Annotated in this window: 9 protein-coding genes; all 9 read right to left on the bottom strand. The window is 54.9% G+C overall.

All coding sequences use genetic code 11. The features are described 5' to 3' along the window. Positions 1–19: 19 nt before the first annotated feature. Positions 20–3,853, bottom strand: a complete 3,834-nt coding sequence (tssM, locus tag WFN87_RS04290) for a type VI secretion system membrane subunit TssM (protein WP_336983036.1) — start codon at positions 3,851–3,853, stop codon at positions 20–22. A gap of 11 nt (positions 3,854–3,864) precedes the next feature. Then, positions 3,865–5,232 (bottom strand): type VI secretion system protein TssL, long form, encoded by a 1,368-nt coding sequence (gene tssL, locus WFN87_RS04285; RefSeq protein WP_336983037.1) that lies wholly within the window; start codon positions 5,230–5,232, stop codon positions 3,865–3,867. Next, the gene (gene tssK, locus WFN87_RS04280) at positions 5,232–6,578 is read right to left on the bottom strand and encodes a type VI secretion system baseplate subunit TssK (protein WP_166866556.1); all 1,347 of its coding nucleotides are present in this window, start codon (positions 6,576–6,578) and stop codon (positions 5,232–5,234) included. Before tssK ends, tssL begins: the two co-directional genes overlap by 1 nt. Positions 6,579–6,581: 3 nt before the next feature. Next, positions 6,582–7,118, bottom strand: coding sequence for a type VI secretion system lipoprotein TssJ (tssJ, locus tag WFN87_RS04275; protein WP_166994309.1), 537 nt, complete (start codon positions 7,116–7,118; stop codon positions 6,582–6,584). Positions 7,119–7,258: 140 nt separating this feature from the next. Next, entirely contained in the window at positions 7,259–7,744 is a 486-nt protein-coding gene (locus WFN87_RS04270; RefSeq protein ID WP_008454370.1) for an Hcp family type VI secretion system effector, read from the bottom strand. 209 nt (positions 7,745–7,953) lie between these two features. Beyond that, positions 7,954–9,453 carry a type VI secretion system contractile sheath large subunit gene (gene tssC / locus WFN87_RS04265; RefSeq protein ID WP_336983038.1) on the bottom strand — a complete coding sequence of 500 codons (1,500 nt, stop codon included), beginning with the start codon at positions 9,451–9,453 and terminating at the stop codon, positions 7,954–7,956. Between the two features lie 15 nt (positions 9,454–9,468). Next, a complete protein-coding gene (gene tssB, locus WFN87_RS04260) occupies positions 9,469–9,993 on the bottom strand; it encodes a type VI secretion system contractile sheath small subunit (protein ID WP_008454368.1) in 525 nt (174 codons plus the stop codon). Positions 9,994–10,079: 86 nt separating this feature from the next. After that, the gene (locus WFN87_RS04255; RefSeq protein ID WP_336818478.1) at positions 10,080–10,667 is read right to left on the bottom strand and encodes a fimbrial protein; all 588 of its coding nucleotides are present in this window, start codon (positions 10,665–10,667) and stop codon (positions 10,080–10,082) included. Then, entirely contained in the window at positions 10,658–13,294 is a 2,637-nt protein-coding gene (locus WFN87_RS04250; protein WP_008454364.1) for a fimbria/pilus outer membrane usher protein, read from the bottom strand. Before WFN87_RS04250 ends, WFN87_RS04255 begins: the two co-directional genes overlap by 10 nt. Positions 13,295–13,365 lie beyond the last annotated feature (71 nt).

The raw sequence follows: 13,365 nt of genomic DNA, 5'->3' as shown, positions 1-13,365 counted from the left end.
TGGCGAATGGTGGAGACGGCTATGCGTCTCCGGGGCAGCGAAACGCTTTTAAGAGATCCCGGACGGGGATGTCTTTATAGGTCAGGCCTGAAACCTGAATATTTGCCCGTCGCGAATCCAGCTTATATACCAGCACCGTGTCATCACCTTCGCTGGCCACCATATCGTCGGCGCTGTCCATCCAGCGGAACAATGCCCACGGCCCGCTGAAGCTCAGGGACGAGGTGCCCGCCGTCACGCGCGGAGTCGCATTGATGCTGACCCTTGACGTCATGCGCGAGGCAGGCCAGACGAGAGAAACAGGGGCAACCGGCCAGTGGGCATAGCTCACCTGTTTGCCGTCAAAATTCATGTTCAGCTGCGTAATGGCCGGATCCAAATAAGGCACCGTAATGTCGAAGGTGAGGGAAAGTTTGCGCCCGCCTTCAGACTGGAAGAACGCGTCGCGAATCTCAGCGGCCTGCTCAAACACCTCCAGAGTGTCTTCGTTGCCCTCGACGTCACCTTTAAAGCGCCACGGATGCGAAGAGGTATCCACCTTGTCCGCCAGGTTCTTTTTGAAGTACTCATCCACCAGGCCACCCGCGGCAAAGAAGCGTTCGAAATCAGACGGTTTTACGTCACGCTGGCTCCAGGCAAACGGGTAACGCCCCTGCAAAGTTGCGCGGCAAACGCGCCCCAGGTTTTCATCTATCCCTTCGCTGCTTTTGGCGATGGCTTCCTGGTTGGCCCGCGTCCATGCCCCGTCCAGCAGAGGGGCAATCACATTCGGTAACGGATCGGGCCAGGTTTGCGACTCTGCGCCAATTTTTCTGGCCGTGCCGGATAACGCCACGGCATTACCGTTCTTCAGCGCATCATCGTAAATAACGAACAGCGTGTACTGCTCGCTTAACGCGCCAAGCAGCTTGCTCAGCTCCGCCCCCGGCCCCGCGTTACGCTCTCCTTCAGCCGGTTCACGGCTGCCGGTCACAAACTCGCGTAGTGGAGAAAAGTGGTCATCCACCCGCTCCCGCAGCAGCTTTTTTTCCATCGCGGCATAGGCCAGGCTGACCTTAGCGGCGGCATTCAGGATCCGTCCTTTATTCGGGACGTTATCGAGCAGCGATTTATCCTCTTTCCCGACCAGCGTCGTTTCCCGCACCGCCCGGGTCACCAGGCTTGCCAGCGGAGAATCAGAGGCGCTCAGCGCCCGCAGCATATAAATATCTGCCGCCACTCCCGCGCTGCCGTAGCCCAGCGGCAGTACGTCCGTTTTGATACGAATATTGCTGAGAAAATCCTGCCAGTGCCGCGTGTACTCATCGAGATAGAGCGCCAGAACCTGCTGCTGTATGGGATTAACCAGCACGCCGTTGCCGGCCATTTTTACCTGCGGCTTTGTCTCCTGGCTGCCCTGCTCTTCCCCATTCCCGGACACCCAGGCATCCTCACGCTCCAGCCACATCAGGCCTGGATCCATTTTTTTTTTAAACACGTCGTAGTAACCCGAACGGGTAAATAGACCGGGAATGGCGATTTCAGCGTGTTCATCAATCACGGAGAAAAGCTCACCGCTGCGTGACTTCGCCATGTCACTGAGCGTTAAATCAGCAGGCGCATCCTGAGCGGCGGCGTCTTTGAGACGCTCATACAGCCGACTGGCCAGGTCCTGACGCTGCAGTATGGCGCGCGCATATTTCACCAGCCCGTCGTCAGCGGGCTGGCCATAGCGGCGCCACTCTGGAGAAGAAAGCAGATTTCTCAGATGGGAAACAAAGATCTGACGCTCCTCGTAAGGCTGAAGCTTGCCGCGAGCCTCCCACAGGTTAGTGATGCTCTCCGTCAGAGACTGACGATCGAATTTGCCCTGCCCAAAAACCTGCAGATACAGCTTCAGCTGGTCATAGATACGTTCAGGTTTTCCGCCATCGACCGCTTCCTGTAACGCCAGCGTGGCCTGCTGTTCAATCTGCGGCAGCAGTAGACGCTGCAGGAAATACTGGTACAGCGAACCCGAGGCCTCAACCACATCCGTGCCGGTGTACAAGCCATAGCGCCAGTCGAGGGTCGGGTTAAAGACGTCGAGAGAGCCATACTCCGGCAAAGACTGCGCCAGCATTAAGGTACGCGGCAGCAAATTATCGTTTGCCGAACTGACGAATCGATTGACCTCGCCGCCCAAAACGGCAACCCGGCTCTTCACCTCGGCGAGGTATTCGCTGTTGTTCCCGTAGCTGTTGTAGAAGCCATTCAGCAGAATAAAGGCGATAACAACGCTAAGCGTGTGGCCCAGTAAACGCTGTAAACGGAACTTCGATTCATTCGCCAGGTTATGGCGCGCCAGGTCTTTGTCTTTGACGATCACGTCACTGAACAACTGCTTAAGGAAGTACTGACGCCCGTATGAAACGTCGCTTATCAGGAAGTCCCTGTCTTTTGGCTGCGCAATCAGGGTGGCCATCACCGGCGGCGTTTTATGCTCCACGTAGTTGAACCACTTGCGCATGATGCTTTGGTTATTCACCAGGCTAAAGTCGACCGGCTGATGGCTGCTACAGAAATAGATCCCGCGCAGCAGGGTATAGCTCTGCGACTCGTTGTAGCGGGAGGCAAAGAAGATGTTATGCACCACATCCGCCACCAGGCCGGAGAGCAGATGGAAGTCCTGCGGCAGGGCATACATTTTTTTGCGATCGCGGTTGTCGTACTCTTCCTGCTGACGAACGATCATGTCACGCTCGATCCTCTCTTCCAGCAGGGCCAGCTCGTCTCTGATTTGCCCGCTCAGCTCGGATACAGGCTCGGTGCGCGCCTCGCCGTAAGGGAAAGTCACGCCCCAGACCTGCTCACGTTCCTGCTCGGTCAGGATCCTGAAATACTCGGCAAAACCGGGAAGCTGATCGAGTTTGGTGACGAGGACATAAACCGGGAAACGCACGCCCAGCGTCTGGCGCAGATCCTCAATTCGGGCACGCAGGCTCGCCGCCAGCTCAAAAAGTTCGGCGGTGCTTCGCCCCAGGAGATCGGCGGCGGAAAAAGTGACGACGGCGCCATTCAGCGCTTTGACCGGCCTGTGTTTTTTTAACGCTTTGAGTATGGCCCGCCACTCACTAAGGCTTTGCTCAGGATCACTAACGTACTTGCCTGCGGTATCCACATAGATGGCGTCATTGGCGAACCAGCATTTGCAGTTACGCGTCTGCACGGCGGATTTGCCCACTTGATTAAGCTGCTCCGGCACCGGGAAGTTCTGTCCGGAAGCCAGAATCGCCGAAGTTTTCCCGGCATCATCAGTGCCGAGCACCATGTACCACGGCAGCAGATCGAGCGGCTTACGCGCTAAAATCACACGCTGGAAAAAAGAGAGCGTACTGCGATTTTTGTTCACATAGTCGACGGCGTTGCCAATGGCGGCAGCCGCTTCTGACGTATCATTTTCAACCGTAGACGTCTTGCCGCGGGTGAGTTTATCCAGCAGTTTTGGGTTGTCTTTCAGCGCCAGCAGCAGCAACCACAGGCCGTAAAGCAGCGCCAAAAACAGCATAACTGCAATGACCATCAGCCTGATGCTCACCGGCCCCAGCGGATGTTTTTCGCCCACCAGGAGGAACGGCCCCAGCACCCAGACCACCACGCAAAGTGCCGCAATCACCATGATGAAGACCGGCCAGCGTAGCCAGATCCCGGCGAGGCAAAATGCCGCCAGCAGGATAAAAATAATGCGTGACTCAACGCTAAGCAGCGGGCGCGACTCGCCAAACCCAAAGAACGGCCCCAGGAACCAGATAGCGGCAACCAATAGCCCGATACAGCACATAATCAGCAGCGTCTTCAAAAACCGCGCCGCGAAGACTCTATTCAAATAAGACATTGTCGCTCTCGTTAATACGTGACAAAAAACTCTACGCGGCGATTCTTCGCCCGTCCCTGAGCGGTAGCATCAGAGGCCACCGGCTGGCTGCTGCCCAGCCCTTCGACTTTCACTTTGCTCTCCGGCACGCCCGCCTCAATAAAGTAGCGGGCCACTTCGGCGGCTCGTTTTTCTGAAAGCACTACGTTGTTGGGTAAGCCCGGCCGGCTGATCGGCGTGGCGTCGGTGTGGCCGACAATCACCAGATCGCCGTTAACGCGACGGACTTCACGGGCCACGCGTTCAATCACGTTGATCATCTCAGGCTGGACTTTGGTTGAGCCGGATAAGAACAGGGAATCGCCCTTCAACACGACTTTGCTTTGCTTTTGCGTTTCATCGACGCTAAGCAGCTGCCGTTGAATTTCATTGCGGAGCAAAACGCTCAGTCTGAGCCGCATTTTCACCGGCGGCGCGCTGACCTTAATATTCTTCATCGCATTGATATCGCTGATGATTCTCGTACTATTCACCAGCAACGAGTACTTACACCAGATAAAGGCCGAGGCCACCAGAATGCCCGCGCAAAGCGCGGTCAGCCGGACAGGTACAATCAGCCTTTCCCGCCGGGCCGGGCCATGAGGCTGAAGTCCGTGCGGTGACAATGCAGGCGGCGTGGTGTTGCGCGTGCTTTGTACCAGGGTCAACAGGCGCTGGCGGATCTTGGTGAGCTGGCGATCCCCGTCCTCAATGATGCTGTATCGGCCCTCGAAGCCGAGGCCAAGGATGCGCAGCAGGACCTCAAGGACGTCAGCAAACTCGGTCGGGTTCATCGACAGGCGACCGATGAGCAGGAAGAACTTGTTCCCGCCATCGTTATCCCCTTCAAAGTGGTTGAGCAGGTTGCTTTGAGACCAGCCAGCCTCGAGCCCCCACGGCGCGGTGTGTGCCGCTTCATCCAGCGCGGTGCACAGGCAATAGCGAACTATCGCCATTTTTTTCCACGGGATGTTCACTTCATCGCAGACGATGCCGAAGAGATTAATCTGGCTCTTAAGCGTATTTTTCAGGATCTCAACGTGCGTTAAATCGCCAATCTGCTCCGGCATATCGCTCAGCGCACGCAGCAGCGGCTGAGCGGCTTCAAGCAGCGGATTCTCAGCGGCGCTGACCTTGATCATGCGCTGCTGAACGCTTTCGCTTCTTAACGCCCGGTCATCGCCTGTCCTGGTCTCGCTATTTTCCCCGGCGCGGCCCTGAGCCGTCGGCGTGGCTTCCGGCTCCTGGATCCAGTCCCCCTGCTCATCAAGAAGAAAACGGCCCAGCGCCTGAGGAGAGGTATCGTCATCCTGCATGCCCCCCGGCGTTGGCGTAGCGTGCTGATTAATCTCGTCTTTCATCAGGTCCGGATTCCCCAAAGTTCCATTTTCAGGCCAGGGAACTCACCGGCAACGTGCAGCGCCAGCGCGCCGGTTGCCGAGATTTTTTCCCAGAAAGGTCCGTTTTTAAGCAACTCGAAATACACGTACCCGGTGCTGTAGGGAATCTGCCGCGGCGGTACCGGCAGCCCCTGCAGAACCAGCCCCGGCAGGTGGGAGCGCACCAGCTCGTGCAGCTGCTGTGGCGCGCTGATTTTGGCCTGGGCCTGGAACTGCTGATGCAGCACATCCATCGGCAGCTGCGCGTGAACGGCCAGCACCAGGTTAGAGAAGGAACGCAGCTCGTTCGGCAGCACGGAAGCCGCCCACACGCCGTTGCCTTTCGCCTGCAGGTCAATGAGCTGGCCCGCACGAACCAGAATCTGGTTCAGCAAATCGTGTACATCATCGACCAGAGGACGGATCGAAGGATAAAGCCGCGCATGATCGTATCCCGGCGCAGGTTTTGGCCGACGCGTTTTGGTTCGAACAAAGGTCGAAAGCTCCCCTGCCAGCTTGGCCAGCTCTTCGTAAAGCACAATGGGCGGTAGCTCGGGTATGTGGCGTAAATGGTCGAGAATCGGCTCGTACTTGTTGAAGATCTGCAGCAGCAGGTAATCAACAATTTCGGCGCTGGCGCTGGCTTTGCCGTCAGAGGAGGAGAGGCGATTAGCCAGCATGCCGGCACGCATTTTTACCAGACCATTAAGGTGCGTCAGCCATTCACCCAGCAAAGGATTCGCCGCATAGCCGGTCACCGGCGGGATGTAGTCATCCGTGTGAAGCAGCACGCTCCCGTCTGGCTGAATCGCTTTCACCCGCGTCAGCGGAAGACCAATCCAGGATTCGGTCATTTCAGTTTCAGAGACCAGCTTGAGCCTCAGTTGGGCAATCTGTACGGGTTTTGGCCCCTGGCGAATGGCGTTGGTATCGCAGAGTTCGGCTTCCTGAGCGCGGAAACGCGCCAGCGAGCTGGCGTCATGCTGGCTGAAGATCGTTTCATCGCTGTTATCCAGACGCAGCGGCACCGCCAGATAGATCATTTTGCCCAGATGTTCAGGCAGGATCGTCAGCGGCTCAGGCAAATCGGCATGATCGGGGACATCGAACGGCGTGCCGTCGGGCAGGACGCCGCGCGCGGCGCGCAGCACCAGTTTGCCGTATGACAAAGCCTCACGATCGATTTCGTACTGCGAAAACCCCCAAAAGAAAGGGCTGAGCGTCGACGCTCTTTTGTGGGCAAAATATTCAAAGTAGCGTTCTTGCTGTTGAAAAAGCTGCGGGCGCAAAAACAGCCCTTCACTCCAGACGACTTTATTTGTTCTCATGGTTTAATCCATTTTTTTAATTGTAATTGCTGTTTTTTGGAAATGTGCCTGCAGGGTCAGCGAGTCGTCGCTGAACATGTTCCGCCACCACGATGTTTCCTTTTCCGGTCGCGTCCATGTCGCCAGCCAGATAGCATTATTTAGGTCACGATAAGCACCAATAAACCCCAGGGTTCTGCCGTCACCATCGGGCTTAATTGTGACGCTGCGCGACTCACCCGGCTGAAGGATGGCCTCGTACTCTTTTGATATAGCGGTTTGCAGGGTTTTATTATTTCCTTCTACAATTTCAAAAAAATCGGCATTGGTGAAAACATCCCGCTCTTTGACGTTATAAATAAATATGTTGAGCGGTGCCGGATGGCCGCCATCGTTAGGATTAATATCTTTGTCTGCAATCAGATTAATTTTTATTTCACTGCCAGCAGGCTGCTTATCGTTACTGCTGCTGCAGGAAAATAACAAAGTCCCCAGCCCAATAATCAGCAGACACTTCACAAGCGCTACCCGGCAATTCTTTCTTTCTGTTTTGCAAAACATATCCCTATCCACGCACTTTATTTCCTGAACGATGTGTATCGAATTAACGCGCGACCCGCGCAGGGAGCGACATATCCCGCTCCCCCGCCTGGAGAAAGTTTTGCCGCCGAAGCGGCAAAACCCTTGATAACCCGGCAGTATTAGCTGCGCAGGTTAGCTTTAACGTCGTAGCTGGTAGAAATAACGCCGGATTTAGCGCCTTCTGCATTCTGCATCACGTAGTCCTGAGTGAGTTTGGTGAAGGCGAAGGTCACCTTCTCACGTGGACGCGTTTCGTCTTCGCTGGAGCCCGCAGTTTCAACGTGAGTAATAATCACATCGGTGAATTTCAGCGTCAGGTATTCCAGCGGATCGCCACCGGCTTTACGAATAACAAACTGAATGTCTTTGATGTGCTTACCGGACAGGCAGTAGCTCAGCAGGTTGGTGCTGGCCTTGTCGACATAGTGCTCGAAGCAGAAATCGTCCACCGTAGCTTTACCGGAACCGCCGCCGGAGCCGCTGTGCATATTTGAGTGCTGTGAGCTGGCCCAACGCCATGCGAGCACTTCAATTTCATTTTTATGGGTAGCATCCAGAGACTCGCCTTCGATGCCATCAATTTTAATAAACATATCCTGAGCCATAATATTTCCTTTTCAGCTCTCATTTAAGAGTGTCACACAGTGTGCAACGTTAAAATTAAGTCGTAGAAGCAATTTCATTATGATGAAAATTCTCTACAACATTTTCGGCGCGCAAGAATCCCCGGCGCGGCCGCACCTTTAAAGAATAATGAAGTGATTATTCTTTATTTAAATTGCCTGAATCAGACAACCATTTTTGAATTGCCTTATCAGGCAACGTCTTTCAGCGAAGGTAATTTGGCTACCATACGCAGTGACACCGTCAAACCTTCCAGCTGGAAGTGTGGACGGAGGAAGAACTTCGCCTGGTAATAACCCGGGTTGCCTTCAACATCCTCAACCACCACTTCGGCCGCGGCCAGAGGGCGGCGAGCTTTCGTTTCCTGAGAAGAGTTTGCCGGGTCACCGTCCACATAGTTCATTACCCAGTTGTTCAACCAGCGCTGCATATCTTCACGCTCTTTGAAGGAGCCGATCTTGTCGCGCACGATACACTTCAGGTAATGCGCAAAACGCGAGCAGGCGAACAGGTAAGGCAGACGTGCGGACAAATTGGCGTTCGCCGTTGCGTCCGGATCGTAATATTCGGAAGGTTTCTGCAGCGACTGGGCGCCAATAAAGGCCGCATAGTCAGTATTTTTGCGATGCACCAGCGGAATAAAGCCGTTTTTGGCCAGCTCGGCCTCACGACGGTCAGAGATAGCAATTTCGGTTGGGCACTTCATGTCCACGCCGCCATCATCGGTCGGGAAGGTGTGGCACGGAAGATCCTCCACCACGCCGCCGCTTTCTACGCCGCGGATCATGGTGCACCAGCCGTAATGTTTGAATGAACGGTTGATGTTCACCGCCATCGCATAAGCGGCGTTAGACCACACATATTTGCTGTGATCGGCCCCGTCGGTGGTTTCTTCGAAGTTAAAATCATCCACCGGATTGGTATTGATGCCGTAAGGCAAACGCGCCAGGAAGCGCGGCATCGCCAGGCCAATGTAACGAGAATCTTCCGACTGGCGCAGCGAGTTCCAGGCCGCATATTCCAGGTTTTGGGTGAAGATTTTCGTCAGATCGCGCGGGTTAGCCAGTTCCTGCCAGGAATCCATCTGCATAACGGACGGCGCCGCGCCGGTAATAAATGGCATATGGGCGGAAGCCGCCACTTTACCGATGGACGAGAGCAGATCTACGTCCGGCGCGCTGTGGTCGAAATGGTAATCCGCCACCAGGCAGCCGTAGGGCTCGCCGCCAAGCTGGCCATACTCTTCTTCGTAAATTTGCTTGAACAGCGGGCTCTGATCCCAGGCAATCCCTTTGTAACGCTTCATGTTGCGGCGCAGATCGTTTTTAGAGATGTCCATAAAGCGCAGCTTCAGCTTTTCATCCGTCTCCGTGTTGTAGACGAGATAATGCAAACCGCGCCATGCGCTTTCGAGGCGCTGAAACTCTTCGTGATGCAGGATCAGGTTGATCTGCTCGGAGAGTTTCATGTCGATCTCGGCGATGATCGCGGCAATGTTTTTATAGGCGTCATCGGCCATGGTGATCGAGGTGCTTAGCGCCTGCTCTGCCAGGGTTTTTACGGCAATTTCGACCGCGGTTTTCGCCTGATCGGACTTTGGCTTAAATTCACGGGTCAGCAAAGCGTTAAAGTCGCTTTGGGTGGCGGCCTGCGGGGCTGCCTGTTTATTTGTTTCTGCTTGAGTAGCCATTATTATCTCTCTTCATCACTTTTGGGACGCGGCTTCATCAGCCTGTTTTGGCTTTGGCGACGAAGCCAGCGTGTTCAGCAGCGACTTATCGTTCAACACTTTCATCACCAGGCTTTCCGCCCCGGCTTTACCGTCCATATAGGTTTGCAGGTTGGCAAGCTGGGTTCTGGCTTCCAGCAGCTGGGATAACGAATCGACTTTGCGTGCAATGGCGTCGGGGGCAAAATCGTCCATGCTGTCAAAGGTCATATCAACCATCAGCTGCCCTTCGCCCGTCAGGGTATTCGGGACTGCAAACGCCACGCGAGGGCGCATAGCCTTCATACGCTCGTCAAAGTTATCGATGTCGATGCTGAGGAACTTTCTGTCGGCGACCGGGGGAAGCGGCTCAAGTGGCTTGCCGGACAAGTCCGCCAGAACGCCCATAACAAACGGCAGTTCAATCTTCTTTTCACTGCCATAAATTTCCACGTCGTACTCAATCTGTACGCGCGGAGCACGGTTTCGTGCGATGAATTTTTGCGAGTTGCTTTTGCTCATAGTAGTCAATACTCTTTAATAACCGTTTATGGATAAACCGTCGCTTGTCGGATGGTCAACGTTCAAATAATCAGCAAGCCTCCCTGTTATTTATAAACAAGCTCGACCCCCGCCACGGCGTGAACCTGGCCCGCGGTGACGGTCGAGTTCCCTTTTGCGTAATAGCTCGCTGTAAATCTGTGGCTCAATGGTTCGGCCGTGGCGGAAATAACGTAATCCTGCCCTGAATCAGCACTATCAATAATGACCTGCGAACTATTTTCTTTACGCAATCTAATTTGAACGCCGCGGCTTAAGTCCGTTCCGCTGCTATTCACTAAGTTTCCCGTTTCGGTATCAGCTGCAGAAATGGTGCTATTAAAAAATACCGTTATCGTTCTGCTGGCCGGGCAATCCTTGAGCGTAATATCGAACGGAACGCTGCCGGCCTCATTGCCGTCGCGGCTAAGCGAGGCTACGGCGACACGTGGGAGCGTCACAATTTCATTGCTGCTGGCGTTATTGATCGCCACACTGCAGGTTTCATCGGTGTAATTACCGGTAAAGAAAACATCTATCGAACAATTCGTTGAGCAGGCGTTCGCCGCGGCGAAAAACTGAGCGCCCACCAGGGCCGCATAACACAGGCCACGGAAAGTGCCTCGCCCGGCGGCAAGAGTATTCATCAATGACATAAGACCTCTACCTGAGTAATAGAGCCACGCGCGCCCTTCATTTTATTTGCAATATTGCTATCGGAATAAATAGTGCAAAGTCGCTGACCGGAAGCACTTTTTAAATACAGATTATTTTTCTCAGCCTGCCAGCCACGAATAAAGGCCATGCCTCCCTGACCAATAATACCGAGGCTGGCGTCACGCTCATCGTAAACATCCATCCCGATTGGCAGCGGCTCACCCTTGCTATCTTTCACAATCAATACAACCGGCTCACCGACGAGCGTTTTCACATTCACTTTTACCGCCGCACCCATGCGCGGGATGACCGTGCTCTCGCTTTCCAGGACGTCTACCGTGTCCGGCAGGCCGCGGGTATTCACCGCCACAATATTTTCCCGGTAAGGCGTCAGCGAAGGCACAATGGCAAACCCATTGCCATCAATTTGCGACCCATAGCCATTCAGCATTCTCGCGCCTTTGGCGCCTTCCGCCTCAACGAGGGCAAACGGATAGTCGCCCAGGCGAGGCCCTGCAGTGATCCCGCCCTGGTGCGCCACCAGGCTGCCGTTGGCCGAGAACGAGAGCTGGTTCGATTTATTCCCGACGGAGGCCGTTGATCCGAACTGGCCAAACGGCGAGTTGTAGTTCACGTTGCCGTTGAACGCGCTGCGCGTCCCCGCGTTTCTCGCTTTGTTAACGGAAGTCCCGACGCCGTAGCTCAGTTCGTTTTGCTCGCCCTGGCTGCCAATGGCGTTCATCTGTACCGCACTGCCGCCCTGGTTATCGTGGCTGACCGAGGAATAAAGTGAGTTAAACAGCGGTTTGCTGGTCATGCTCGCTCGGCCCAGCGGCACGCTGACGGACAGCATCACGCTATCGATATTCTCCCCGTCGCTGTTATAGGCCCGGGACGCAGACACCGCCCAGGAGAAATAGCGCTCGGATTTGTTGTACGACAGCATGTACTGGCTGGTGGAAGACCTGTCGTCCCAGTAGCTATAGAAGTTGCCGGACAAATTCAGCCTGGCGCCATTCCACAGCGGCTGCCCGACGTTCACGGTAAAGCGCTCTTTGGTCCGGTAATCGACGATAAAATTATCGCTTTTGGCCCCATAGCGATCTAACGCCGCGTCCCTCAGGCTATAGAACCCTTTCGAAGAGTAGCGGTAAGCCGCAAGCGTAACGTCGGTAGACGTCGTATCCAGATATTTACTGAAGCCAACGTTATAGCTATTCCCGGTGGAGACTCTGCCATTACCAAGCTCACTGCGTGCGCGGGTAATATCCATTGAAACCCCGCCCAGCGGCGTGTTGAAGGCATGACCAATCCCCAGCGCGCTGTAGTTATCGGCCAGCTGCCCGCCGCCGTATAACGTGTACATGTTGCCGATGCCGTACTGGTAAAATCCCTGCGCCAGCCCCGGCTCTTCTTTCAGCGAGTCATCCTTCAATTTGCCCACGGTGACGTCGAAGCGTGATACGCCATCGTGAAGCAGCATCGGCGGTGAGGAAAACGGTACGAGCTGGGTTCTCTGGCGCCCGTCAGCCTCGGTTACGGTAACCTGCAGATCGCCGCCATAGCCCATAGCCCCGATATCGCTCAGTTCAAACGCGCCAGGTGGCACGGTCGTTTCATACAGGACCTGCCCTCGCTGCCTGACCTGAACTTTGGCGTTGGTCTCCGCAAAGCCACGCACCAGCGGGGTGTAATAGCGAAGCCCATCCGGCAGCATACGATCGTCGGACTGGAGCTGGACGCCTCTCACCGTCATGCTGTCAAACAGATCGCCGCTGGTTGTGCTGTCGCCCAGCGTGAGCTGGCTTTTTAACACCGGGATATCGCGCTGAAGATACGTAAACAGGGACTGGCTGTGGGACGATTGATCGTTGCTCCAGCTGGTATTGAACCGTTTACGCAGCCGCCAGTCGAAAAAGTTAAGTCCCGCCAGCATGCCAAGATTACCGCTTACGGAATGCCCGTCTTTGCTGTCAAACCGATTGTTAGTCTGCTGCACATAGACGTTGGAGTTGTAATCCAACAATCCAATGGGTACGCCAGAATCCCACGTATTGGGGTCGGTATAGCCCCTTGGGTACTGAACTGTGGAGGCCTGAGGAACCGTCAAATCGAGATAGAAGTCGCCGGGCTGATAGCTGGCGCTGGCTCCGTCAACCCAGCGGTCAAGCGTGGCGCACTGTTTGTCTCCGTCATCTCCGGCGGTATGCGCCGCGCCGTCGAGCGGGTTATGTGACACTTTAATGCCCATTCGACCCAGCTGCTCCTGGCTAAAACAGGGCACAGCCCCGACGCTGCCGTTTACGTCCTTGAACAGAACCTTGTACTGGCCCCGCCCTTCTCCATTGACCGCAACCTGTACGCTGTATTCTCCGGCTGGAGCAGGGTTTCCTTCAAAATACCGAGAGACATCAACGCTCTGCCCATGGATAAAGGCGCTGTTAAATTTCACGCTTTCCGGGCGAGAACTCTGTTCATTTCTGGTCGGCAGGCTGGCGGTATTTCCCTGAGCCAGTACGGAAAAGCTAGCTCCTAAAGAAGCCATAAGGATATGGCGAACAGCAAACGCGACTTTCGATTCGCGCGTGACTCGTCGTGCATATTTCTTGCTTTCTTTTAGTCTCACGTCCCTGACTCCCTGACCACAAAGCGTGGCTATCCGGCCTTAAATAAAAAGCATTTCTGGCTCAGTTGAAA

The sequence above is a fragment of the Cedecea sp. AS113 genome (genome assembly GCF_037152415.1).
Lineage (GTDB): Bacteria > Pseudomonadota > Gammaproteobacteria > Enterobacterales > Enterobacteriaceae > Cedecea.
The sequence above is the reverse complement of the archived record's forward strand: the minus strand, read 5'-3'. Positions and strand labels throughout refer to the sequence as shown.